Annotated in this window: 19 protein-coding genes; 11 read left to right on the top strand and 8 right to left on the bottom strand. The window is 60.0% G+C overall.

Annotation, left to right across the window (positions count from 1 at the left end; genetic code table 11):
* Positions 1-183 precede the first annotated feature (183 nt).
* Positions 184-1,680: an inorganic phosphate transporter PitA gene (gene pitA, locus L2I46_RS10055; protein WP_004204940.1), complete on the top strand. Its 1,497-nt coding sequence runs from the start codon at positions 184-186 to the stop codon at positions 1,678-1,680.
* A 59-nt stretch (positions 1,681-1,739) separates the two neighbouring features.
* Here pitA and uspB read toward each other — a convergent pair whose 3' ends face one another.
* The gene (uspB, locus tag L2I46_RS10050) at positions 1,740-2,075 is read right to left on the bottom strand and encodes a universal stress protein UspB (RefSeq protein ID WP_002921203.1); all 336 of its coding nucleotides are present in this window, start codon (positions 2,073-2,075) and stop codon (positions 1,740-1,742) included.
* 382 nt (positions 2,076-2,457) lie between these two features.
* Between uspB and uspA the strand changes: the two genes are divergently transcribed.
* Both uspA and dtpB read left to right on the top strand, forming a co-directional pair.
* Complete coding sequence (uspA, locus tag L2I46_RS10045) at positions 2,458-2,895, top strand: universal stress protein UspA (RefSeq protein ID WP_004145166.1); 438 nt, start codon at positions 2,458-2,460, stop codon at positions 2,893-2,895.
* Positions 2,896-3,150: 255 nt separating this feature from the next.
* Complete coding sequence (gene dtpB / locus L2I46_RS10040) at positions 3,151-4,626, top strand: dipeptide/tripeptide permease DtpB (protein WP_032454295.1); 1,476 nt, start codon at positions 3,151-3,153, stop codon at positions 4,624-4,626.
* A gap of 140 nt (positions 4,627-4,766) precedes the next feature.
* Here the strand turns inward: dtpB and rsmJ are convergent, their stop codons facing one another.
* The 3 genes from rsmJ to L2I46_RS10025 all read right to left on the bottom strand — a co-directional run bounded on the left by rsmJ (position 4,767) and on the right by L2I46_RS10025 (position 9,023).
* A complete protein-coding gene (gene rsmJ / locus L2I46_RS10035) occupies positions 4,767-5,519 on the bottom strand; it encodes a 16S rRNA (guanine(1516)-N(2))-methyltransferase RsmJ (protein ID WP_032429010.1) in 753 nt (250 codons plus the stop codon).
* Between the two features lie 7 nt (positions 5,520-5,526).
* Complete coding sequence (prlC, locus tag L2I46_RS10030) at positions 5,527-7,569, bottom strand: oligopeptidase A (protein WP_044524999.1); 2,043 nt, start codon at positions 7,567-7,569, stop codon at positions 5,527-5,529.
* 182 nt (positions 7,570-7,751) lie between these two features.
* Entirely contained in the window at positions 7,752-9,023 is a 1,272-nt protein-coding gene (locus L2I46_RS10025; RefSeq protein ID WP_105491058.1) for an acid phosphatase, read from the bottom strand.
* Positions 9,024-9,216: 193 nt separating this feature from the next.
* On the opposite strand from L2I46_RS10025, the gene L2I46_RS10020 reads away from it, so the two are divergent.
* Complete coding sequence (locus tag L2I46_RS10020; protein ID WP_105491059.1) at positions 9,217-10,059, top strand: 23S rRNA (adenine(2030)-N(6))-methyltransferase RlmJ; 843 nt, start codon at positions 9,217-9,219, stop codon at positions 10,057-10,059.
* Positions 10,060-10,131: 72 nt separating this feature from the next.
* Positions 10,132-11,484 (top strand): glutathione-disulfide reductase, encoded by a 1,353-nt coding sequence (gorA, locus tag L2I46_RS10015; protein ID WP_032454297.1) that lies wholly within the window; start codon positions 10,132-10,134, stop codon positions 11,482-11,484.
* A 32-nt stretch (positions 11,485-11,516) separates the two neighbouring features.
* On the opposite strand, the gene L2I46_RS10010 is transcribed toward gorA, so the two are convergent.
* Together L2I46_RS10010 and L2I46_RS10005 are read right to left on the bottom strand one after the other, a co-directional pair.
* On the bottom strand, positions 11,517-12,608 hold the full coding sequence (locus L2I46_RS10010; RefSeq protein WP_065882861.1) for a serine hydrolase domain-containing protein: 1,092 nt from the start codon (positions 12,606-12,608) through the stop codon (positions 11,517-11,519).
* 195 nt (positions 12,609-12,803) lie between these two features.
* Positions 12,804-13,427, bottom strand: coding sequence for a glutathione S-transferase family protein (locus L2I46_RS10005; RefSeq protein WP_032454300.1), 624 nt, complete (start codon positions 13,425-13,427; stop codon positions 12,804-12,806).
* A 126-nt stretch (positions 13,428-13,553) separates the two neighbouring features.
* Between L2I46_RS10005 and L2I46_RS10000 the strand changes: the two genes are divergently transcribed.
* From L2I46_RS10000 to L2I46_RS09990, 3 genes are all read left to right on the top strand, one after another.
* Positions 13,554-14,702, top strand: coding sequence for an iron-containing alcohol dehydrogenase (locus L2I46_RS10000; RefSeq protein WP_072422200.1), 1,149 nt, complete (start codon positions 13,554-13,556; stop codon positions 14,700-14,702).
* A 239-nt stretch (positions 14,703-14,941) separates the two neighbouring features.
* Positions 14,942-16,594, top strand: coding sequence for an alpha,alpha-trehalase (locus L2I46_RS09995; RefSeq protein ID WP_023291282.1), 1,653 nt, complete (start codon positions 14,942-14,944; stop codon positions 16,592-16,594).
* 66 nt (positions 16,595-16,660) lie between these two features.
* Complete coding sequence (locus L2I46_RS09990; protein ID WP_236947817.1) at positions 16,661-17,194, top strand: GNAT family N-acetyltransferase; 534 nt, start codon at positions 16,661-16,663, stop codon at positions 17,192-17,194.
* Between the two features lie 34 nt (positions 17,195-17,228).
* On the opposite strand, the gene L2I46_RS09985 is transcribed toward L2I46_RS09990, so the two are convergent.
* Positions 17,229-17,987, bottom strand: coding sequence for an SDR family NAD(P)-dependent oxidoreductase (locus L2I46_RS09985; protein WP_085551471.1), 759 nt, complete (start codon positions 17,985-17,987; stop codon positions 17,229-17,231).
* A 119-nt stretch (positions 17,988-18,106) separates the two neighbouring features.
* Here L2I46_RS09985 and L2I46_RS09980 point away from each other — a divergent pair, with 119 nt between their 5' ends.
* The 3 genes from L2I46_RS09980 to L2I46_RS09970 all read left to right on the top strand — a co-directional run bounded on the left by L2I46_RS09980 (position 18,107) and on the right by L2I46_RS09970 (position 21,738).
* The gene (locus L2I46_RS09980; protein WP_023291285.1) at positions 18,107-19,006 is read left to right on the top strand and encodes a LysR family transcriptional regulator; all 900 of its coding nucleotides are present in this window, start codon (positions 18,107-18,109) and stop codon (positions 19,004-19,006) included.
* A gap of 106 nt (positions 19,007-19,112) precedes the next feature.
* Positions 19,113-20,144 carry an inner membrane protein YhjD gene (yhjD, locus tag L2I46_RS09975; RefSeq protein WP_012967097.1) on the top strand — a complete coding sequence of 344 codons (1,032 nt, stop codon included), beginning with the start codon at positions 19,113-19,115 and terminating at the stop codon, positions 20,142-20,144.
* 271 nt (positions 20,145-20,415) lie between these two features.
* Positions 20,416-21,738, top strand: coding sequence for an MFS transporter (locus L2I46_RS09970; protein WP_017900001.1), 1,323 nt, complete (start codon positions 20,416-20,418; stop codon positions 21,736-21,738).
* A gap of 37 nt (positions 21,739-21,775) precedes the next feature.
* On the opposite strand, the gene L2I46_RS09965 is transcribed toward L2I46_RS09970, so the two are convergent.
* Positions 21,776-23,827, bottom strand: a complete 2,052-nt coding sequence (locus tag L2I46_RS09965) for an AsmA family protein (RefSeq protein ID WP_236947816.1) — start codon at positions 23,825-23,827, stop codon at positions 21,776-21,778.
* Positions 23,828-23,873 lie beyond the last annotated feature (46 nt).

The raw sequence follows: 23,873 nt of genomic DNA, 5'->3' as shown, positions 1-23,873 counted from the left end.
TCTGGTCACACCAGCGGGAAAAATCCCGCATTAGATACATCATTGAAAGATATAGGATTACTCCCAACAGGGTAAAACCTAAACAGGAAGAAAATCAAAAAAAGTCTATATTTCACTTTGCCCGCGCCGCTAAAGTCACTGATAATGCGCCGCGTTCATGTCCTCAAAATGGCGTAACGTCCTATGCTACATTTATTTGCCGGTCTGGATTTACATACCGGACTATTATTATTGCTTGCTTTAGCTTTTGTACTGTTTTACGAAGCGATTAACGGTTTCCATGATACCGCAAACGCGGTGGCTACGGTTATCTACACTCGCGCTATGCGCTCACAGCTCGCTGTGGCGATGGCGGCGCTCTTCAACTTCTTCGGCGTTCTGCTGGGGGGTCTCAGCGTAGCTTATGCCATCGTGCATATGCTGCCGACCGATCTGCTGCTTAACATGGGTTCCGCACATGGCCTCGCCATGGTGTTCTCTATGCTGCTGGCGGCGATCATCTGGAACCTCGGCACCTGGTACTTCGGTCTGCCGGCATCCAGTTCCCATACGCTGATCGGCGCTATCATCGGGATCGGTCTCACCAATGCCTTAATGACCGGTACGTCGGTCGTTGACGCGCTGAATATCCCGAAAGTCATCGGCATTTTTGGATCGCTGATTATCTCGCCTATCGTCGGCCTGGTGATCGCGGGCGGCCTGATTTTCCTGCTGCGTCGCTACTGGAGCGGCACCAAGAAACGGGCGCGTATCCACCTGACCCCAGCGGAGCGTGAAAAGAAAGACGGCAAGAAAAAGCCGCCGTTCTGGACCCGTATCGCCCTGATCCTGTCCGCTATCGGCGTGTCGTTCTCTCACGGCGCTAACGATGGACAGAAAGGCATTGGTCTGGTGATGCTGGTCCTGATTGGCGTCGCCCCGGCGGGCTTCGTGGTGAATATGAACGCCTCCGGTTACGAAATCACCCGTACCCGCGATGCGGTCAACAACGTGGAAACCTTCTTCCAGCAGCGCCCTGACCTGCTGAAGAAAGCCACCGGCGTTGACCAGCTGGTTCCCTCTCCGGACACCAATACCGCGGCCAACGGCGAGTTTCATTGTCATCCGGCGAACACCATCAACGCCCTTGACCGCGTGAAGACCATGCTGACCGGCGTTGAGAACTACGAGTCGCTAAAACCGGAACAGCGCGGCCAGCTGCGTCGTATCATGCTCTGCATCTCCGACACCACCGACAAAGTGGCGAAACTGCCGGACGTGAGCGCTGACGACCAGCGTCTGCTGAAGAAACTGAAAACCGATATGCTGAGCACCATCGAGTACGCGCCAATCTGGATTATCATGGCGGTCGCACTGGCGCTGGGTATTGGCACCATGATCGGCTGGCGCCGCGTGGCGACCACTATCGGTGAGAAGATTGGTAAGAAGGGCATGACCTACGCCCAGGGGATGTCGGCGCAGATGACCGCGGCGGTCTCTATCGGTCTGGCGAGCTACACCGGGATGCCGGTCTCCACCACCCACGTACTCTCCTCCTCGGTAGCGGGGACGATGCTGGTGGATGGCGGTGGTCTGCAGAAAAAGACGGTGACGAGCATTCTGATGGCCTGGGTGCTGACCCTGCCGGCAGCGATTATCCTTTCAGGCGTCCTTTACTGGCTCTCCCTGAAGCTGATTTAAGCGTTATTCGTTCAAAACGGGCCAGCTTGCTGGCCCGTTTTTTTATCCCGAAGATGCCGTCAGTGCCAGATCATCAACGCAATCAGGCTCACCACCACCAGGCCGCACAGGGCGCTGGTCAGAATAAACTGGCGACGAACACGTTCGCAGCGACGAATAAATTCATCGTCATGATGGTCACGGTAGCGCTGGGCATAGATATACCACACCAGGCGCATCTGTTTGCTGGGCTGCCCGTGCGAGGTAAAAAAGCCGCCGCCATCGACGTACTGATAGAGCAAGGGATCGCAACCACGTAGCACAACCAATAATGCACGCAACGATGAGAAGTAGCGTGCCATATTCACCACACAAACGACACACAGGGCCCAAAACAGCGCAATAGTGCTGATCATACCTCCTCCCCGGCGACCCGCCCACGGAGAAACCCTCCGCGGCTACCGCTCCCCAAATAACCGACGACAATACCGTAAAGAGTGCGATTCCGATCACATTTATTTTTCCGACCGGCTCATTAAATAGTGTAGGAGATCCATTAATTTTTTTACCACAAGGTTATTCGTTATCAATACGTAAGACGGATAAATTTGTTTAACTTTTAGGTGAACCCAGTGCATTGACGGAGTGCGGGGGGCGCTATAAGGTAAGAAATATCTTCTACAATGAAGTCCTTAAAGGCTACCCTCCCGCGAATGTAGCACGCAGGACGCGGGCGAAACGGCAGCGCCAGCTGTCAGGTCCAATGGTCATCGACAAACTTATGGAAGGAGTAACACTATGGCTTACAAACATATTCTGATTGCAGTAGACCTGTCCCCGGAGAGTAAAGTACTGGTTGAAAAAGCCGTTTCTATGGCCCGCCCGTATAATGCGAAAGTCTCCCTGATCCACGTGGATGTGAATTACTCCGACCTCTACACCGGGCTGATTGACGTGAACCTCGGCGACATGCAAAAACGCATCTCCGAAGAGACCCATCACGCGCTGACCGAGCTGTCGACCAACGCCGGCTACCCGATCACCGAGACCCTGAGCGGCAGCGGCGACCTGGGCCAGGTGCTGGTTGATGCGATTAAAAAATATGATATGGACCTGGTGGTCTGCGGCCACCATCAGGACTTCTGGAGCAAGCTGATGTCCTCTGCCCGTCAGCTGATCAACACCGTCCATGTCGACATGCTGATTGTCCCGCTACGCGACGAAGAAGACGAATAACCGTCCCGTTGTGTCATGCCAGACGCCCGCCGCTGCGGGCGTTTTTATTTTCGCTTCCGCCTCGCCAGACAATAGAGCTTAACTCCATAAAAAAGCCATTCAATTAGTGTGATCAACCAGTTATTCACTAAAACATCTATATAATAATCTATTCAATAAGCCAATAACCGCAGCATGGCGAGTTATCAGACATTTTCGGCGCGTTCTGGCATACGCGTTCATACTTTTTGGGAAAGTAATACAAGGCGAAGGAATATGAATACAACTGCACCTACGGGCTTGCTGCAGCAACCTCGTCCGTTCTTTATGATCTTCTTTGTGGAGCTCTGGGAACGTTTTGGCTATTACGGCGTTCAGGGGATCCTGGCGGTCTTCTTTGTGAAACAGTTGGGCTTCTCTCAGGAACAGGCCTTTATCACCTTCGGCGCCTTCGCGGCGCTGGTTTACGGGCTGATCTCCATCGGCGGCTACGTGGGCGACCATCTGCTGGGGACCAAACGCACGCTGGTGCTCGGCGCGATTGTGCTGGCCATCGGCTACTTTATGACCGGGATGTCGCTGCTGAAACCGCAGCTGATCTTTATCGCCCTCGGCACCATCGCCGTCGGCAACGGTTTGTTTAAAGCCAACCCGGCGAGCCTGCTGTCAAAATGCTATCCGCCGAAGGATGCCCGTCTCGACGGGGCGTTTACCCTGTTTTATATGTCGATAAACATCGGTTCGCTGCTGTCGCTGTCGCTGGCGCCGGTGATCGCGGAAAAGTTTGGCTACGCGGTGACCTATAACCTGTGCGGCGCGGGGCTGATTATCGCGCTGCTGGTCTACCTCGCCTGCCGCGGGATGGTGAAAGAGATTGGTTCCGAGCCCGATCATCGCCCCCTCAGCCTGCGCAATCTGGCGCTGGTGCTGGCCGGTACGGTGGTAATGATTTTTCTCTGCGCCTGGCTGATGCATAACGTGATGATCGCCAACCTGGTGCTGATTGTCCTGTCGGTCGTGGTCATTGCGTTCTTTTTCCGCGAGGCGTTTCGCCTTGATAAAACCGGCCGCAACAAAATGTTCGTCGCCTTTATCCTGATGATCGAGGCGGTGCTGTTTTACATTCTCTACGCCCAGATGCCGACCTCGCTGAACTTCTTCGCCATCAATAACGTCCATCATCAGATACTGGGTTTTACCATCAACCCGGTCAGTTTCCAGGCCCTGAACCCCTTCTGGGTGGTGGTGGCCAGCCCGGTGCTGGCGGCGATCTACACCCATCTCGGCCACAAGGGTAAAGACCTGACCATGCCGGTGAAATTTACCCTCGGGATGTTCCTCTGCGCGCTGGGTTTCCTTACCGCCGCGGCCGCCGGGATGTGGTTCGCCGACGCCCAGGGATTAACCTCGCCGTGGTTTATTGTGCTGGTTTATCTGTTCCAGAGCCTGGGCGAGTTGCTGATCAGCGCCCTGGGGCTGGCGATGGTCGCCGCGCTGGTGCCGCAGCATCTGATGGGCTTTATTCTGGGGATGTGGTTCCTGACCCAGGCCGCCGCGTTCCTGCTCGGCGGCTATGTGGCGACCTTCACCGCGGTGCCGGAAAATATCACCGACCCGCTGCAGACGCTGCCCGTTTACACCAGCGTGTTCAGTAAAATTGGCCTGGTGACCCTGGGGGTCACGGTAGTGATGGCGCTGATGGTGCCGTGGCTGAACCGGATGATTAATACCCCGGGGGAAGCTGAGCGGTAGAGATGTTCGTCGGTTTACGCCTTACTCAGCCCGGGCCTGGGGGAATGGTATCCATCTGATATATAATTGCTTATGTTGGCCGGGTAAGGCGTAGCCGCCACCCGGCAACATGACGGCGCGATGCCTGATAGATTGCAAATTTACGCCGGCGTGCCGGCGTAAATATCAAACCGATGCCCTTTGGTCACCACCGCGTTCGGCGTGGCGACTTCCGCCAGCGGCGGCGCGTAATCCGGGCGCTTCACCACCACCCGTTTGGTCGCCAGCTGGCGCGCCGGGGCCAGCAGGCCATCGGCGTCTAAATCGGGCCCCACCAGCGACTGAAAGACGCGCATCTCTTTCTTCACCAGCGCGCTTTTCTGCTTATGCGGGAACATCGGGTCGAGGTAGACCACCTGCGGACGCGGGGTAATATCGGTCAGCGCCGTCAGGCTGGAGGCGTGGATCAGCTGCAGCCGCTCCTGCAGCCAGCCGCCGATTTCCGCATCGGCATAGCCGCGGGCCAGGCCATCGTCGAGCAGCGCGGCGACCACCGGATTACGCTCCAGCATCCGCACGCGACAGCCGACCGACGCCAGCACAAAGGCGTCACGCCCCAATCCGGCGGTGGCATCGACGACATCCGGCAGATAATCGCCTTTAATACCGACCGCTTTGGCCACCGCTTCACCGCGGCCGCCGCCAAACTTGCGCCGGTGGGCCATCGCCCCGCCGACGAAATCGACGAAGATACCGCCGAGTTTGGGCTCATCGCGCTTACGCAGCTCCAGATGCTCAGCGGTCAGCACCAGCGCCATCAGGTTATCGTCATCCTGCTCCAGCCCCCAGCGGGCGGCTAAAACAGATAAGGCGCCGTCTCCGGCGCCCGTTTCATCAATTAAGCAGATCTTCACCGCAGACTTAACCCTTGATCCCGTAATGCTCCAGCATCGCATCCAGCTGCGGCTCGCGCCCGCGGAAGCGTTTGAACAGCACCATCGGCTCTTCAGAACCGCCGCGACTCAGGATGTTATCGAGGAACGACTGACCGGTTTCACGGTTGAAGATCCCCTCTTCTTCGAAGCGTGAGAAGGCGTCTGCCGCCAGCACGTCAGCCCACAGGTAGCTGTAGTAACCCGCCGCGTAACCGCCGGCGAAGATATGGCTGAAGGCGTGCGGGAAGCGGCCCCAGGTTGGGCCCGGCACCACGGCGACCTGCTTTTTAATCTCCGCGAGGGTCTCAAGGATTTTCGCCCCCTGCTCCGGCTTGTACTCCGCGTGCAGGCGGAAATCGAACAGGCCGAACTCCAGCTGGCGCAGAATAAACATCGCCGCCTGGTAGTTTTTCGCCGCCAGCATTTTCTCCAGCAGCGCCTGCGGCAGCGGTTCACCGGTTTCATAATGACCGGAGATAAAGGCCAGCGCTTCCGGCTCCCAGCACCAGTTTTCCATAAACTGGCTCGGCAGCTCGACCGCATCCCACGGCACTCCGCTGATGCCGGAAACCCCGGCGGTATCGATGCGGGTCAGCATGTGGTGCAGACCGTGGCCGAACTCATGGAACAGAGTGATCACTTCGTCGTGGGTGAACAGCGCCGGTTTGCCGTTGACCGGACGGTTGAAGTTACAGGTCAGGTAGGCGACCGGCTTCTGCAGGGAACCATCCAGCTTACGCATCTGGCCGACGCAGTCGTCCATCCACGCCCCGCCGCGCTTGTGCTCGCGGGCATACAGGTCGAGATAGAAGCTGCCGCGCAGCTCGTTGTGTTCGTCATACAGCTCGAAGAAGCGCACTTCCGGATGCCACACGTCGACATCGGTACGCTCTTTGGCGGTAATGCCGTAAATGCGCTTCACCACTTCGAACAGACCGTTAACGGCTCTGTTTTCCGGGAAATAGGGGCGCAGCTGTTCATCGCTGATGCTGTAGAGATGCTGTTTCTGTTTTTCGCTGTAGTAAGCGATGTCCCACGGCTGCAGCTCTTCGACGCCGAACTCGGCTTTAGCGAAAGCGCGCAGCTGGGCCAGCTCTTTTTCGCCCTGCGGACGGGCGCGTTTTGCCAGGTCGGTGAGGAAGTCGAGCACCTGCTGCGGATCCTCCGCCATTTTGGTGGCGAGGGATTTAAAGGCGTAGCTGTCAAAGCCCAGCAGCTGCGCCAGCTCGTGGCGCAGGGCGAGGATCTCCGCCATCACCGGGCTGTTATCCCATTTACCGGCGTTTGGCCCCTGGTCGGAGGCGCGCGTGGAGTAGGCGCGGTACATCTCTTCGCGCAGCGCCTGATTGTCGCAGTAGGTCATCACCGGCAGGTAGCTCGGGATATCCAGGGTCAGCAGATACCCTTCCTGCTCTTTGGCCTGGGCCTGCGCCTGAGCGGCGGCCAGCGCGCTTTCCGGCATACCGGCCAGATCGGCGACGTCGGTCACCAGCTTGTTCCAGCCCATGGTGGCGTCAAGGACGTTGTTGCTGTACTGGTTGCCCAGCTCAGAGAGGCGCGCGGCGATTTCACCGTAGCGTTTCTGCGCCTCCGGCGGCAGGCCAATACCGGATAATTCGAAATCGCGCAGCGCGTTATCCACCGCTTTTTTCTGCGCGGTATTCAGCGTGGCGTAGTTATCGCCATCGCGAAGATCGCGGTAGGCTTTATACAGGCCTTCATGCTGGCCGACCCAGGTGCTGTACTCGGAGAGCAGCGGCAGCGTCTGTTCGTAGGCCTCACGCAGTTCCGGGCTGTTTTTTACCGAATTGAGATGGCTGACAGGCGAGAAGATGCGTCCCAGCACATCGTCCACTTCCGCCAGCGGCTGGCAAAGATTTTCCCAGCTATACGGCGCGCCGTGCGCCACTGCGCTTTCCACCGCGGCCCGGCAATCCTCCAGCGCTTTGGTGACCGCTGGGACCACGTGCTCTGGTTTGATCGCAGAAAAAGGCGGCAGGGAAAAAGGCGTCAGTAATGGATTGGTCATATGCGCTGTCCTGTTGAAAAGGGTGAGTGAAGCGCGCGTCCGGCGCTTATGCATGAGATCTAGAATGGGGGATAGTTGGGGGAATTTCAATGACGGGCGGTGCGTCAGCCTGGGTATTGCTGCGATAAGTCCGCCCGTTGCCGGAAAAGCGCGACACGCGGCGCAGCGTGCCGGAAACCGCATTAATGCCTTTTTTGCGCCATCTCCCAGGCCGCCGACAGATTCAGCCGCTGCCAGAACTGCTGTTCGGGGGTGGCGCCGGAGAGCGGGTAGCCCGCTGGCAGCGCGGTGTTGACCATCAGCGCCCGACGCTGGGCCGCTGACAGCTGCGGCAGGGCAGCCTCCAGCAGCACTTCCGCCCCCTCCGGCGCCTGCAGGCGCGGCTGCGGACCCTTCTGCTGCGGCAGGTCGTAGGTCATGGTGAAACGAGTGAAATCACGCATCGCCGGATCGCGCCAGGGATCGTCTTTCACGCTGCTCTTCGCGCACTCGGCAAGCGACGTACCGCAGGCTTTCGCCAGCGCGGCGCGCAGCTGATCGCGGGCTTCGTTAAATAATACCCGGTAGCGCGGATCGTTAAGATAATGGGCCACGTTGCGCTCGGCCACCATCCGCGAGCCGATCACGTCCAGCGGATAGTGGACGCCCAGCACGATGCGCGAGTAGCCATAGCGGGCGCCGCGCGCCACCAGCGCGTCGTAGCGCTCCGGGATCATCGCCGCCAGCAGCAGCGCATCGGTATAGCCAGTGTTGGTGTGGCCGCTGGGGAACGAGCCGCCGTCGGCGGTATAGGGCTGGTTATCCTTCACCACCACGTCGTCCGGCACCAGGTGAATGGTGTTGCCCTGGACCAGGAACGGCCGCGGATTGTGGAAGTGCTTTTTCGCCTCGCCGGTGCTGACTTCCGAGGCTTTGATCAGCGCCGCCGCTTTCCCCAGCGCGCCCTGGTCATAGGCGGTCAGAAACGCGTTGCCCAGACGAGGCCCCAGCGCGTCGCTGAGGAAATAGAGGTAGCTAATCCCTTGCGCATCGGCCAGCGCCTGACGGCGGGTGGTCTGCACGGCGTCGCGGTTGATGGCGGTCACCGTCGCCAGATTCTGCTTCACGACGGTCTCCGGCAGACGGCTGAACGCCGACAATAGCGCAATACCCGCCTGCTGGTTTTCCCGGGTCTGGAAGTCGTAGCCGCTGGCCTTCAGCCAGGCGGTATCGGCCTGGGTTTTGTTTTGTTTCGTGTGCGCCAACCGATCGCGGGTCAGCGTCGCGGCATCCCCTTGCAGCGCGTGGCGCAACTGCGCCAGCGCCTGTTGCTCAAGATCGTCATACGCCTGACTGGAGGCAGCCGGCGTCACGCTATTGGCGAGGGCCGCCGCCTTGTTCAGCGGGATGTCTTTAGCCAGAACCGGTTGCGCCAGCAGCAGCGCGACGGCCAGCAGCGAGAGTTGCTTTTTCATTATTTTTCCTTTTATTCAAACAATTACCTTGCCTGTCTCCGACGCTAGCGCGGCCGTTTGACGCTTTTATGACAGCGTTATGTTTTGCAACGCTTTTGGCAGAAATGAAACAGCGCGGCGGCGCAGCGGTAATCTCGGCCGATCTGCGGTAAACTATCGGTTAACTTGTTTATTTCCCGGAATCTCTGCATCCATGCTCAGTTATCGCCACAGCTTTCACGCAGGCAACCACGCCGACGTCCTCAAACACACCGTTCAGAGCCTGATCATTGAAGCGCTGAAAGAGAAAGAAAAACCGTTTCTCTACCTGGACACCCACGCCGGCGCGGGCCGCTATCAGCTGAGCGGCGAGCACGCCGAGCGTACCGGCGAGTATCTCGAAGGCATCGCCCGTATCTGGCAGCAGGACGACCTGCCGGCAGAGCTTAAGCCCTATATTTCGGTGGTCGAACACTTCAACCGTAACGGCCAGCTGCGCTACTACCCGGGTTCTCCGCTGATCGCCCGCCAGCTGCTGCGCGAGCAGGACAGCCTGCAGATGACCGAGCTGCACCCGAGCGACTTCCCGCTGCTGCGCGCCGAGTTTCAGAAAGACAGCCGCGCGCGCGTCGATAAAGCCGATGGCTACCAGCAGCTGAAAGCCAAACTGCCGCCGGTCTCGCGCCGCGGTCTGATTCTGATCGACCCGCCGTACGAAATTAAAACCGACTATCAGGCGGTGGTGACCGGAATTAACGAAGGCTACAAACGCTTCGCCACCGGCACCTACGCGCTGTGGTACCCAGTGGTGCTGCGCGCGCAGATCAAACGCATGATCAAAGATTTAGAAGCCACTGGCATTCGCAAGATTCTGCAGATTGAGCTGGCGGTACGTCCTGACAGCGACCAGCGCGGCATGACCGCCTCCGGGATGATCGTCATCAACCCGCCGTGGAAGCTGGAGCAGCAGATGAACAATGTGCTGCCGTGGCTGCACAGCAAGCTGGTGCCGGCCGGTACCGGTCACACGACCGTCAGCTGGATCGTGCCGGAGTAATCGCAACCATCGGTGGAACCTTTTACGCCTCGCGTTACAATCGCGGCAATCAACGATTAAGGACATATGGGCATGAGCAAACATTATGATTACCTCGCCATCGGCGGCGGTAGCGGCGGTATCGCCTCGATTAACCGTGCGGCCATGTACGGCCAGAAGTGCGCGCTGATTGAAGCCAAAGCGCTGGGCGGCACCTGCGTCAACGTCGGCTGCGTGCCGAAAAAAGTGATGTGGCATGCGGCGCAGATCCGCGAAGCGATTCATCTTTACGGCCCGGACTACGGTTTCGATACCACCATCAACCATTTCGACTGGGAGAAGCTGGTCGCCAGCCGCAGCGCCTATATCGACCGCATTCATACCTCCTACGACAACGTGCTGGGTAAGAACAACGTCGACGTGATCAAAGGCTTTGCGCGCTTTGTCGATGCCCACACCGTGGAAGTGAACGGCGAGACCATTACGGCCGATCATATCCTGATCGCCACCGGCGGCCGTCCGAGCCACCCGACCATTCCGGGCGTGGAATACGGTATTGATTCCGACGGTTTCTTCGAACTGCCGGCGCTGCCGAAGCGCGTGGCGGTGGTCGGCGCGGGCTACATCGCCGTTGAGCTGGCGGGGGTGATTAACGGCCTCGGCGCTGAAACCCACCTGTTCGTGCGCAAGCACGCGCCGCTGCGCAGCTTCGATCCGCTGATCGTCGAAACGCTGGTGGAAGTGATGAACGCCGAAGGTCCGCAGCTGCATACCAACGCCATCCCGAAAGCGGTGGTGAAGCATGCCGACGGCAGCCTGACCCTTGAGCTGGAAGATGGCCGCAGCCAGACCGTTGACTGCCTGATCTGGGCGATTGGCCGCGAACCGGCGACCGATAACTTCAACCTGGCGGCTACCGGCGTGAAAACTGACGATAAAGGCTACATCGTCGTCGATAAGTTCCAGAACACCAGCGTGCCGGGCATCTACGCCGTGGGCGATAACACCGGCGCCGTTGAGCTGACCCCGGTGGCCGTGGCCGCAGGCCGTCGTCTCTCCGAACGCCTGTTTAACAACAAACCGGAAGAGCATCTGGACTACAACAACATTCCGACCGTGGTCTTCAGCCACCCGCCTATCGGCACCGTCGGCTTAACCGAACCGCAGGCGCGCGAGCAGTATGGCGACGACGCCGTGAAGGTCTACAAATCCTCCTTCACCGCGATGTACACCGCTGTCACCTCGCACCGCCAGCCGTGCCGCATGAAGCTGGTGTGCGTCGGCCCGGAAGAGAAGATTGTCGGTATCCATGGCATCGGCTTCGGGATGGATGAGATGCTGCAGGGCTTTGCGGTGGCGTTGAAGATGGGCGCCACCAAAAAAGACTTCGACAACACCGTCGCTATTCACCCAACGGCGGCAGAAGAGTTTGTCACCATGCGCTAAGGCGCGCAGCCCCGTCTCCGGACGGGGCTTTTTTATTGCGCCGCCAGGTGACGCAGGATCTGGTGGCCGATATAGTTGCTCCAGTTAAAGCTGTTTTGCAGCACCACCACCGCATTCTGATTCGCTTTATCAAAACCGATATAGCTCGAATAGCCGCCGATGTACCCCACCTGATAGGTTAATTGCTGCTCGCCGAACGTGTCTGTTACCCAGGCGATATTCGCCGCTTCAATCCGTCGCGGATAATAGTCGACGCTAACGTCGCGGAACGCCTGATCCAGCGCCGCCTGACCGGTGGGCGCGAAGTGGGCGCGGGCATAGTGAATCAGATCCCCTGCGTCGCTGTACAAACTCGCCGCGCCGACCATGTTATGACGGAACTGCCAGTCCGGCGTCAGCGCGCCGCGGGGTTTAAATTTCGGCTGATCGCCAGCATGGCCCAGCGCCCGCCACGGATAATCACGCAGCGTTTGCGGCAGGAAGCTGGTGTTCCCCATCGCCAGCGGGCGGAAGATCATCCGCGAGGCCAGCGTCTCAATCGATTCGCCAGTCTGGTACTGGAGAAGATAGCCGAGGATCGCGTAGCCGAGGTTGGAGTAACTCGGCGCCGGTTCCGCCGGGGCCTGGAAATGCTGCAGATAACTCAGTACGCCATCGGCATCGAGCTCATGGTAGAAGTTCTCGCCATCGTTGAGATAGGCCAGCAGGTGCTCAAGCGACAGCATATTCATCGGTTGCCGCGGCAGCCCTGAGGTATGCGTCACCAGCTGCAGCAAGGTTATCTTACGGGCATCCTCACTCAGCGCGGTACCCGGCGGCAGCAGGGTCTGCAGCGTGTCGTGCCAGTGGAAACGGCCCTCGTTCACCAGCATCGTGACCACTTCGGCGGTAACCCCTTTGCTCAGCGAGCCGAGGGCAAACAGCGTATGCGGGGTTATCGGGTAGCGATGTTGGTCATCGGTCACGCCGAAGCAGTGAAACTCCGCCGGGCCGTTATGATGAATAATTGCCACCACCATGCCGCTGACCTGCTTCTCGCGCATGTAATGCCTGACATAATCATCGACGGAAAGCCGCTGACCGTTGCGCCCTGTCAGACTGGTTTCATTGCTGGGCGGGCTCATTTGCGACAGCGTGCCGGAACAGCCTGAAATCAACAGTAATGCCAGTAGCACAAGGCCTAACCGTTTTTTCAAACTGCACCTGCCTGCCACACGTTATTTGGGATGGGATAAAAAACAGACGCGGGATCGTAGCGGCATTACCCCGCCAGTGCAAAGCGAATACGCTGAAAAATCGATAAGGCCCTGGCCCGTTCGCTACGCCACGCCGTTATTTCCATGGCGCATAAACGCCGGGCGCTGATTGAGCGCCATATACCAGCGCTCCACGGCCGGCATTTCCGGATGGGCAAAGGGCGTCATCTTCCAGCGATGCACCGACAGGCCCAGCACAATATCAGCCAGGGTGAAGCGCTCGCCGGCGACCCACGCCCCGGTCCGCTGCAGCTGCGCTTCGACAATGCGCACGCAGTGGGTCCAGGCGGCAATGCTCTCTTTAATCGCCGCCGGATCCTGAAAGCGGGGATCTTTACGCACCAGCCCCATAAAAGCATGGCGCCAGGCATTATTGAACTCGGTCGCCTGCCAGTCCATCCAGTGCTCCACCTCGGCGGCGGGCTGCGGCTCGGCGGGCAGCAGATCCCAGCGCTCCGCTTTTCGCGCCAGATAGCGGCAGATACTGTTCGACTCCCAGAGCACAAAGTCATCGTCCAGCAGCACCGGCACCAGGCTGTTAGGATTCAGGCGCTGAAAATCGGGGGTGTCCAGGGGCTTAAACCCGCTGCCGTAATCCTCCTGCTGGTACGCCAGCCCGATCTCCTCGCAGGTCCACAGCACTTTCCGTACATTGATTGAAGAGCGTTTGCCCAGAATTGTTAGCATCGTCAGCGATTCCTCAGCCATAAAAGAGAGTTCATTCACTCTACTCTATTGCCAGCCAGCAACAAGGCAGAGCGCTGGATAATGTGTATAGTTGATTCCAGCCTGTTTGCCGAAAAGGAACCCGACATGTTGACCCCTTTTACCGTTTTGATGCCTGAAAATATTCGTTTTGGCCGCGGTCAGGCCCAGAGCGCCGCCCCCTGGCTGGCGCAGCAGGGCGGTCCTGTTCTGCTGGTGCATGGCGCCAGCCCGCAGCGGGCGGCGTTTCTCCGCCATCAGCTGGAGGCGCTGCAGCTGGCGGTCACGACGCTGGCGATAAGCCGCGAACCCTGGCTTATCGATATTGAGCAGGGCGTCCAGCTGGCGCGCGAGAAAGGGATCAGGGCGGTGGTCAGCCTCGGCGGCGGCGCGGTGATTGACGCCGGTAAAGCGATTGCGGCGCTGGCGCCCGCCACCGGCCCGCTGATCGACTATCTGGAAGTCGTGGGAACCGGCCGTCAGCTGGAAGCCAGCCCGCTGCCGTTCGTAGCGATCCCCACCACCGCGGGCACAGGCGCGGAAGTCACTAAAAACGCGGTGATCAACGTCGTGGAACAGCAGCGGAAAGTGAGCCTGCGCGACGACCGGATGCTGCCTGATCTGGCCATTGTCGACCCGGCGCTAACCGACAACGCGCCGCGCAGCATCACCCTGAGCTCCGGCCTCGACGCCCTGACCCAGGTGATCGAGCCCTGGCTCTGCAGCCGGGCCACCCCTTTCACCGACGCCCTCTGTCAGCAGGCGATCCCGCGCGGCATCCGCGCGCTGAAGGTTTTGATGGAAAAAGAGTGCCCGGCCAGCCGCGACGAGATGGCCTGGGTCAGCCTGTGCGGCGGAGTGGCGCTGGCGAACGCCGGGCTGGGGGTGATCCACGGCCTCGCCGGCCCGCTGGGCGGCCTGAGCCGCGCCTCGCACGGCGCCTTATGCGGCAGCCTGCTGCCGTTTGGGCTGGCGCTGAATGAGTCGCAGATAAACGACCCCGCCCTGCGCCAGCGCTTCAACGACGTTCGCCGCTGGCTGGCCGAGGGGCTGGAGGTCCCGGCGGATCGGGTCTGGGACAGCCTGCGGGAATGGAGCCATCGCGCCGGTCTCGGCACCCTGCGCGACCTCGGCGTGGCGCGCGACGCCCTGGAGCCGGCGGCGCTGGCCGCCAGCACCTCCTCGTCGATGAAGGCTAATCCGGTCAGCCTGAGCAGCGAACAGCTGCTGGAGATGCTGGAGGCGGCGTGGGAGTGAGCGCGCCGGGATAAAATTTTGTTGCATAATGAATGCTCCGAATTTTATCTTCACCTAATCGCGAAGTTATTTATTATTTATCAAGGTGTTAATTAGAAATCACCGCGTCCCCTGCCGGCGGAAAAGCGTGATCTAACGCACAGTTTACTTCACACTCACCGAAGCGACTGTCTACGCTTAAAAGACAAGGCCGGGTACGCCCGGCCGCGAACTCACGCTATCCGGAGGTCCGTATCGCTATGTTCAGCCAGAAATTACGCCACGTTGAAGACGACGAGTTAAGGATCGACATCGATCCCTGCTACGAAGCCGATCCGTACGAATTAAAGCTGGATGAGATGATTGACGCTGAACCGGAGCCTGAGGTGATCGAGGGGCTTCCGGCCTCCGATGCCCTCACCCCGGCGGATCGCTATCTTGAGCTGTTTACCAACGTGCAGAAATCACGCATTTTTGCCGACAGCAAAACTTTTCCCGACTGCGCGCCGAAACACGACCCGCTGGACATCCTGCGGAACTACCGGAAGGTCAAACGCCAGCCCGATTTCGACCTGCGGCAGTTCGTTGAGGATAATTTCTGGCTGCCGGAGAGCCATACCGACGTCTACACCTCCGACCCCAGCCTGACGCTGAAAGAGCATATCGATAAACTATGGCCGGTGTTGACCCGCGAGCCTCAGGATCATATCCCCTGGTCATCGCTGCTGGCGCTGCCGCAGGCCTATATCGTGCCCGGCGGTCGCTTTAGCGAAACCTATTACTGGGACTCTTATTTCACCATGCTGGGGCTGGCGGAGAGCGGCCGGGAAGATCTGCTGAAATGCATGGCCGATAACTTCGCCTGGCTGATTGAAACCTACGGTCACATTCCGAACGGCAACCGCACCTACTACCTCAGCCGCTCGCAGCCCCCGGTGTTCGCCCTGATGGTCGAACTCTTTGAAGAGGACGGCGTGCGCGGCGCGAAGCGCTATCTGGATCATCTGAAGATGGAGCATGCCTTCTGGATGGACGGCGCCGAGTCGCTGATCCCGCATCAGGCGTATCGGCACGTGGTGCGCATGCCGGATGGCTCCCTGCTCAATCGCTACTGGGACGACCGGGACACGCCGCGGGATGAATCATGGCGCGAGGACGTGGAGACCGCCCGACACTCCGGACGGCCGGCCAATGAAGTCTACCGCGACCTGCGGGCGGGTGCCGCGTCCGGCTGGGACTACTCCAGCCGCTGGCTGCGGGATATCACGCGACTGGCCAGTATCCGCACCACGCAGTTTATCCCCATCGACCTGAACGCCTTCCTGTTCAAGCTGGAGACGACCATCGCCAACCTCTCCGGCCTGAAGGGCGATCGCGAGACGGAAGCGGCCTTCCGCCAGAAGGCTCAGGATCGGCGGGCGGCGGTTAACCGCTATCTGTGGGACGATGAGAACGGCTGTTTTCGCGATTATGACTGGCGCCGCGAACAGCTGGCGCTGTTTTCCGCCGCCAGCATTGTCACCCTTTACGTCGGCCTGGCGACCCACGAACAGGCGGAACGCCTTGCCGATGCGGTTCGGGCCCGCCTGCTCACCCCCGGCGGGATCATGGCCACCGAATACGAGAGCGGCGAGCAGTGGGATAAACCCAACGGCTGGGCGCCGCTGCAGTGGATGGCGGTGCAGGGATTTAAACGCTACGGCCAGGATCCGCTGGGCGATGAGATCGCCTGGAGCTGGCTGCAGACGGTCAACCACTTCTACAAGCAGCACCACAAGCTGATTGAGAAATACCACATCGCCACCGGCGTTCCGCATGAGGGCGGCGGCGGGGAGTATCCCCTGCAGGATGGCTTCGGCTGGACCAACGGCGTCGTGCGCCGGCTGATTGGCCTCTACGGCGAGCCAACCTAGTCGGGCTGTTCCCGGCGGCCTTCTCCTGCTATGTTCAGAGGATTCGCCCTGCCCGGAATGACGCTTATGCCTGAACTTCTGACGCCGCGCCTGCGCTGCTCACCGCTGCAGCTGGACGACTGGTCGTTTTTTCTTTCCCTGCAGCAGGATCCGCAGGTCATGCTTTACGTGGCCGACCCCAGGCCGCAGGCGGCCATCCGCGAGGCGTTCGATTCGCGGCTGCCGCCGTGGACGCCCGGGGATGAACACTGGCTGTGCCTGGTGGTGCACGACAGGCTGACCCATACCCCGCTCGGCCTCACCGGTTACCAACATCATCAGCGCGACATTGCCGAGGTCGGCTTTCTCTTCGCTCCGGCGGCGCAGGGTCGTGGCTACGGCTACGAATCGCTGCGCGCGCTGTGCGACTACGCCTTCACTACCGGCGGCGTCCGCCGCCTGACCGCCAGCGTCACCGCCGGCAACGAGGCGTCCAAGCAGTTACTGCTCAAAGCCGGGTTCAGGCTGGAGGGGGAGCTGCGGGAGAACTACTGGCTCAACGGGCGCTGGCACAATGACTGGCTGTTCGGTCGGCTGCGCGCGGAGGGCGATGCGCCCTAGCGCACCGCCGCTCACGGTCTGACGGCAGCGGGGTTCAGAGGAACATCCCTCCCGAGACTTCCACGCGCTGCGCGTTCATCCACGCCAGCTCATCGCTGAGCAGGGCGGCGATGGCGTCGCCGATATCATCCGGCAGCCCGACGCGCCCCAGCGCCGTCTGGGCGGCGATATGCCGATTCACCTCGGCGTTATCGCGCACCACCCCGCCGCCAAAGTCGGTCTCAATGGCCCCCGGCGCGATGATGTTCACCGATATCCCCCGTCCGCCCAGCTCTTTCGCCTGATAGCGGGTCAGAACCTCCATCGCCCCCTTCATCGCGGCGTAGGCCGCATAGCCCGGCAGGGCAAAGCGCGCCAGGCCGCTGGAAACGTTGAGGATGCGCCCCCCGTCCTGCAGGAGGGGCAGCAGCCGCTGGGTCAGGAAAAACGGGCCTTTGAACTGGATGTTCATCAGCTCGTCAAACTGCGCTTCGCTGGTCTCGGCGAAGGGGACGTTGAGGCCGATCCCGGCGTTGTTCAGTAAATAATCAAAGGTGGTGCGTCCCCACTTCTGCGCCAGCACCTGCGCCACCTCGCTGGCGAAAGCGTCGAATGTTGAAGGATCGCCGACGTTCAGCGCCAATGCTGCCGACTTCACCCCTTTTTGCTCAATCTCCGCCACCACCTCGAGCGCAGCCTGGCGGTTGCTGTGATAGGTCAGAAGAATGTCGGTTCCCTTCGCCGCCAGCTTCAACGCGGCGTTTTTACCCAGACCGCGGCTGCCGCCGGTCACTAAAGCGATACGTTGTGTCATCAGAAGACCCCTTTCAGGTTGCGTTGTGATTGTGTTCCAGCTTATTAACTGCCAGTGAAACAATAAATACGCTACATTACGTTTTACTGTTTCATTCACAACAACAATAGGCCATCGGCATGGATAAAATTCATGCAATGCAGTTATTCATTCGCGTAGCGGATCTGGAGAGTTTCTCCCGCGCCGCCGAGACCTTGGCGCTGCCGAAAGGCAGCGTCTCGCGGCAGATTCAGGCCCTGGAAAGCCATCTTGGCGTGCGCCTCCTGCACCGCACCACCCGCCGGGTTCAGCTCACCCAGGATGGGATGGTCTACTACGAGCGGGCGAAGGATCTGCTGAGCAACCTCGACGAACTGGACGGTATGTTCCAGCACGATCCGGCGAGCATCAGCGGCCGGCTGCGGGTGGATATGCCGGTCGGTTTTGCCAAAAAGCTGGTGATCCCGCACCTGCCGGCTTTTTTGCAGCAGTATCCGGGCATCGAACTGGAGCTGAGCAGCAGCGACCGGCTGGTGGACGTGATCCGCGAGGGGTTTGACTGCGTGGTGCGCGTCGGCGCGCTCAAAGACTCCGGGCTTATCGCCCGCCCGCTGGGCAAGCTGACGCAAATTAACTGCGCCAGCCCGGACTACCTGACCCGTTTTGGCTACCCGCAATCCCTGGAGGATCTGGCGGATCATGCCCTGATCCACTACGCCAGCACCCTCGGGGTCCGTCCTTCCGGCTTCGAGGTGGTGATCGACGGCGCCGTGCGCTGGGTAAAAAGCGGCGGCATATTGACGGTCAACAGCACGGAAACCTATCAGGCGGCCTGTATCGCCGGGCTGGGAATTATTCAGGTGCCACGCACCGGCGTGCGCGAGGCGTTACGCGCCGGCGAACTGATTGAGATCCTGCCCCAGTACCGCGCTGAGCCGCTGCCGGTCTCGCTTATCTACCCGCACCGGCGCAATCTCTCCCGCCGCGTGCATCTGTTCATGGAGTGGCTGGGCGGGCTGATGAAAGATTACGTCGATTGATCCGCGCGGAGGGTGAACGGGGGGCGGGCAGATGCGTTCCTGCAGGATACGGCATTTAAGGTATACTTTTTGCTGAATCTCGCGGTAAAAAAGGAAGAAATCACGTATGACGCCGGAAAACGACGATCGACGCCCCCCACAGGAACCGGACACGCAGCCGGAGAAAAACAAAAGCCCCCTCGACGCTCTCAATGACACGGCCGTCGGGCAAAAAGCCAGCCAGGCGCTGAAGACCGTCACCGGAACGGCTGCCAAAGTGCAGCGCAACCCGGTGATCGCCCACCTGATACGCGCCGCAGAGCGCTTCAACGACCGGCTGGGCAATCAGTTCGGCGCGGCCATCACCTACTTCTCGTTCCTGTCGATGATCCCGATCCTGATGGTCTCGTTTGCCGCCGCCGGCTTCGTGCTGGCCTGGCATCCGACCCTGCTGCAGGACATTTTCGACAAAATTCTGCAAAACGTCAGCGACCCGACGCTGGCGGCGACGCTGAAAAACACCATCAACACCGCGGTGCAGCAGCGCACCGCCGTCGGCCTCGTCGGCCTGCTGGTGGCGCTCTATTCCGGTATTAACTGGATGGGCAACCTGCGCGAAGCGATCCGCGCTCAGTCGCGCGACGTCTGGGAACGCCGGCCGCAGGACGAGGAGAAAATCTGGATAAAATACTTCCGCGATCTTATCTCGCTGATCGGTCTGCTGGTGGCGCTGATTATTACGCTGTCGATCACCTCTGTCGCCGGTTCCGCCCAGCAGTTGATTATCTCCGCGCTGTATCTGGACAATATTGAATGGCTGAAACCCGCCTGGCGGCTGATCGGTCTCGCCATCTCGATTTTTGCCAACTATCTGCTCTTTTTCTGGATCTTCTGGCGGCTGCCGCGCCACCGTCCGCGGCGCAAAGCCCTGTTTCGCGGCACGCTTATCGCGGCGATTGGCTTTGAAATCATCAAAATCGTCATGACCTGGACGCTGCCGGCGCTGGTGAAATCCCCTTCCGGGGCGGCGTTCGGATCGGTGCTGGGGCTGATGGCCTTTTTCTATTTCTTTGCCCGCCTGACGCTGTTCTGCGCCGCGTGGATCGCCACCGCGGAGTATAAAGACGACCGGCGGATGCCGGGCAAAACCCACCGCTGAGGTATTGCGAGGATGAATAAAAGAGGCAAAATTCATCCTCGCGCTTGATTTCAGCAGATAAATCCAGGACGTAACTTTTATTTAACGAAAAACTGGTTTTATTCTCTATCTTTTTAATTGTGTGAAGCATTTCATAGAACTATTTTTTCTGGCGTAAAAATTATCCGCTTTTTGCCTCTTTTTTGCTCATTTTCCGCGTTTGTTACAGATTGAAATGTCCCGATGGCTGTGGCTATATGGCTTTTCGTTCGCGCAAAAATAAGAAAGATCTATGCAAGCCACAGCCACCACACTCGAAAACACGCAGGAAACCGCCCCGGTCAACTCACGCAATAAAGTCGTTGTCGCCTCGCTCATTGGCACCGCCATTGAGTTTTTCGACTTCTACATCTATGCCACTGCCGCGGTCATCGTCTTCCCGCATATCTTCTTCCCGCAGGGCGATGCCGCCGCGGCCACCCTGCAGTCGCTGGCCACCTTCGCCATCGCCTTCGTCGCCCGGCCAATCGGCTCCGCGCTGTTCGGCCACTTCGGCGATCGCGTCGGCCGGAAGGTCACCCTGGTGGCCTCGCTGTTAACCATGGGGATCTCCACTGTGGTGATCGGCCTGCTGCCCGGCTATGAAAGCATTGGCATTGTCGCGCCGATGCTGCTGGCGCTGGCGCGCTTCGGTCAGGGGCTTGGCCTCGGAGGGGAGTGGGGCGGCGCAGCGCTGCTGGCAACGGAAAACGCCCCGGCGCGCAAGCGCGCCCTGTATGGCTCATTCCCGCAGCTGGGCGCGCCGATCGGCTTCTTCTTCGCCAACGGCACCTTCCTGCTGCTCTCCTGGCTGTTAACCGATCAGCAGTTTATGGAGTGGGGCTGGCGCGTGCCGTTTATCTTCTCCGCGGTGCTGGTGATCATCGGTCTGTATGTTCGCGTTTCGCTGCATGAGACCCCGGTCTTCGCCAAAGTGGCGGCGGCGAAAAAACAGGTCAAAATCCCGCTGGGTACCCTGTTGACCAAACACGTCCGCGTGACGGTACTGGGCACCTTCATCATGCTGGCAACCTATACCCTGTTCTACATCATGACCGTCTACTCGATGACCTTCAGCACCGGCGCGGCGCCGAATGGCCTGGGCCTGCCGCGTAACGAAGTGCTGTGGATGCTGATGATGGCGGTGATTGGCTTTGGCGTGATGGTGCCGATCGCCGGCCTGCTGGCGGACGCCTTTGGTCGTCGTAAGAGCATGATTATCATCACCACGATGATTATTTTGTTCGCCCTGTTCGCCTTTAAACCGCTGCTGGGTTCCGGTAACCCGCTGCTGGTCTTTGCCTTCCTGCTGCTGGGCTTAAGCCTGATGGGACTGACCTTTGGCCCGATGGGCGCGCTGCTGCCGGAGCTGTTCCCGACGGAAGTGCGCTACACCGGGGCGTCGTTCTCCTATAACGTGTCGTCGATCCTCGGCGCCTCGGTCGCGCCGTACATTGCCGCCTGGCTGCAGGGCAACTATGGCCTCGCGGCGGTCGGCACCTATCTGGCGGCGATGGCGGCGCTGACGCTGATCGCCCTGCTGCTGACCCACGAGACCCGCCACCAGTCGTTGTGATCCTTCGCCCTGACGCCGCTGGCGTCAGGGCTCTCCCCTACTTTTTCATCTGCGACAATATGGTCCGGCACTGGTTGCTATCGCCCTCCGCCGGGGAGATCAGCGCCAGCAGCGCGGCAGCCGGCGTCACCAGAGTAGCCAGCGCCGCCGCTACCGCGCCGCGGACAATCAGCGGCCCGGCCTTCACCCCCGCCTGCGGCGATTTAAAGGTGCCGCGAACATACAGCGGGGAACGCAGGGTGATCACCCGGAAGCCCTTGCTTTCCGGATCGATGGTCAGGTCCAGCTGCTCGGAGGCGAAGCTGGCGGTCCCGGTCACATTGATCAGCGCGTTTTCCGTATCGAAGGCAAAAATCTGCGGCCGGGCGACGCCGTTGGTCACGTCGATATTGGCCGCCGCGCAGTTCACCCGAACCTCCTCATCGCCAAAAATCTGGCCGATCAGGTAGTTACCGACGTTAAGGCCGAGAATTTCCATCAGGTTGCGACTGATCAGGCCGTCATTCATCAGCAGCTTCAGGTTGCCGTTGCTGTTGCCGAGCAGGGCCGCCACCGAGTTGCCGCTGCCGCGCAGCTGAACGTCGCCATTCATCTCGCCGAGGGTTTTCTGCATCATCTCGACGTTCGGCATCAGCGCCTTCAGCTTCAGGCGCCGCGCCTGCAGATTGGCCTCACCCTGCAGCGGCTTTTTATCGCCCTGCAGGTGCACGCTGCCGGCAATCGACCCGTTGGCCAGGCCAAAGCGCACCGGCTGCAGGCGCAGGTCGCCATCCTCCAGGATCACGTGGGTCGCCAGATCGCTGATCGGCAGCGTACCGCCGTGCTCAATTCTCCGGCCCTTAAAGCGCACATCGGCATCCATCACCTGCCATTTATCAGTTTCAAAGCGGTCCGCCGGCAGCACTTTACCCGCCGGCTGCGGCCGATCGCCCGCCTGGCGCGCAGCGCTTTTCTTCGTCCCTTTGCCGGAGTCGACGCCGATTAACGGCCCGAGATCCGCCAGCCGCAGCTGCTTCGACTCCATGTCGCCGCTGAGCTTCGGCCGCGGTTTGCCAGTGGTATAGGTCAGGGAACCATGAATGTCGCTATCGCCGATCCGGCCGTTAAAATTCTGATAGTCAAAGCGCATGCTGTTTTTCTGCTTAAAGTCGGCGCGCAGACGGCCGTCGGTGGAGAACGACGGCGTCTCCGGCAGCAGCACGCCGGTCAGGTCGTAGAGATCGCGCAGCGAATCGCCGGCGAATTTCAGCCGCAGGTCAATGCCGCCGACGTTGAGCGGATCGCTGACCGTGCCGCTGAACGCCACCCGCGTATTGCCGGAACGGAAGTCGCCCTGCAGCGGGAAAGGCGTGCTTGCGCTGCGCAGAGCCAGCATGCCGCCGATTTTACCGTTGCCGGTGACCGGCTGGTCCTTATAGCGGCCCTTCAGCGACAGGCCAAAGACGTAGTCGCCTGGTTTCGCCGCGCTATGCCGATCCTTCGTGCCAGTGACTTCGCTGAACGGCAGCGGTTTGCCGAGGGGATCGACGAGAATGGTGATATCGCTGCGGGTGATCTTGTCATCAATGGCGATAGTCCCGCGATCGAAGAGAATGTTATCGAGACGGAAAGACCAGCTGGAGGGGGCGCTGTCCCCCGCGGCACGCTGATCGCCAGCCAGCTGAAAGGTCCAGTTATTGTTGTCTTCCGCCAGGCGGATCAGCCGCACGTCGGGCTGTTCCAGCTTGATCCACGGCAGATACACCGTTTTGCTCAGCAGCGCCAGCGGGGCGATGGTCGCCTCCACCCGCGGCAGGTGGATCATGGTCACCTGGGGAATGGCCGGCGGGTTGCCCAGCACGATATCCTCCGCGTGCACATGGGGCCACGGGATCCAGCTGCGCCAGCCGCGCTCTTCCGGCTGCCGCTCCCAGACCACGCCGAGATCGCCGCGGATGGCGAACGGGCGGTTCAGCTCGGCAGATACTTTCTGATTAATCGTCGGCTTCAGCCGGTTCCAGTCGAAGGTGGCCAACACGATAAAAAAGAGAACGATCAGCAACAGTATCGTTCCTGTGATGATAACCAACGTTTTACGGGTTCTGCTCATCCCTACTCCGCTCCTTTTGCATCACGTCAGTCCTGAATATAGTCAA

Origin of the sequence: Klebsiella sp. 2019SCSN059 (assembly GCF_021739525.1) — a bacterium.
In the GTDB taxonomy this organism is placed as follows: domain Bacteria; phylum Pseudomonadota; class Gammaproteobacteria; order Enterobacterales; family Enterobacteriaceae; genus Klebsiella; species Klebsiella quasipneumoniae.
The sequence above is the reverse complement of the archived record's forward strand: the minus strand, read 5'-3'. Positions and strand labels throughout refer to the sequence as shown.

What these genes read in the sequence shown, in the direction of transcription:
- pitA (WP_004204940.1), top strand. Translation starts at nt 184, where the DNA reads ATGCTACATTTATTTGCCGGTCTGGATTTACATACCGGACTATTATTA.
- uspB (WP_002921203.1), bottom strand. Translation starts at nt 2,075, where the DNA reads ATGATCAGCACTATTGCGCTGTTTTGGGCCCTGTGTGTCGTTTGTGTG.
- uspA (WP_004145166.1), top strand. Translation starts at nt 2,458, where the DNA reads ATGGCTTACAAACATATTCTGATTGCAGTAGACCTGTCCCCGGAGAGT.
- dtpB (WP_032454295.1), top strand. Translation starts at nt 3,151, where the DNA reads ATGAATACAACTGCACCTACGGGCTTGCTGCAGCAACCTCGTCCGTTC.
- prlC (WP_044524999.1), bottom strand. Translation starts at nt 7,569, where the DNA reads ATGACCAATCCATTACTGACGCCTTTTTCCCTGCCGCCTTTTTCTGCG.
- L2I46_RS10025 (WP_105491058.1), bottom strand. Translation starts at nt 9,023, where the DNA reads ATGAAAAAGCAACTCTCGCTGCTGGCCGTCGCGCTGCTGCTGGCGCAA.
- L2I46_RS10020 (WP_105491059.1), top strand. Translation starts at nt 9,217, where the DNA reads ATGCTCAGTTATCGCCACAGCTTTCACGCAGGCAACCACGCCGACGTC.
- gorA (WP_032454297.1), top strand. Translation starts at nt 10,132, where the DNA reads ATGAGCAAACATTATGATTACCTCGCCATCGGCGGCGGTAGCGGCGGT.
- L2I46_RS10010 (WP_065882861.1), bottom strand. Translation starts at nt 12,608, where the DNA reads ATGAGCCCGCCCAGCAATGAAACCAGTCTGACAGGGCGCAACGGTCAG.
- L2I46_RS10005 (WP_032454300.1), bottom strand. Translation starts at nt 13,427, where the DNA reads ATGCTAACAATTCTGGGCAAACGCTCTTCAATCAATGTACGGAAAGTG.
- L2I46_RS10000 (WP_072422200.1), top strand. Translation starts at nt 13,554, where the DNA reads ATGTTGACCCCTTTTACCGTTTTGATGCCTGAAAATATTCGTTTTGGC.
- L2I46_RS09995 (WP_023291282.1), top strand. Translation starts at nt 14,942, where the DNA reads ATGTTCAGCCAGAAATTACGCCACGTTGAAGACGACGAGTTAAGGATC.
- L2I46_RS09990 (WP_236947817.1), top strand. Translation starts at nt 16,661, where the DNA reads ATGCCTGAACTTCTGACGCCGCGCCTGCGCTGCTCACCGCTGCAGCTG.
- L2I46_RS09985 (WP_085551471.1), bottom strand. Translation starts at nt 17,987, where the DNA reads ATGACACAACGTATCGCTTTAGTGACCGGCGGCAGCCGCGGTCTGGGT.
- L2I46_RS09980 (WP_023291285.1), top strand. Translation starts at nt 18,107, where the DNA reads ATGGATAAAATTCATGCAATGCAGTTATTCATTCGCGTAGCGGATCTG.
- yhjD (WP_012967097.1), top strand. Translation starts at nt 19,113, where the DNA reads ATGACGCCGGAAAACGACGATCGACGCCCCCCACAGGAACCGGACACG.
- L2I46_RS09970 (WP_017900001.1), top strand. Translation starts at nt 20,416, where the DNA reads ATGCAAGCCACAGCCACCACACTCGAAAACACGCAGGAAACCGCCCCG.
- L2I46_RS09965 (WP_236947816.1), bottom strand. Translation starts at nt 23,827, where the DNA reads ATGAGCAGAACCCGTAAAACGTTGGTTATCATCACAGGAACGATACTG.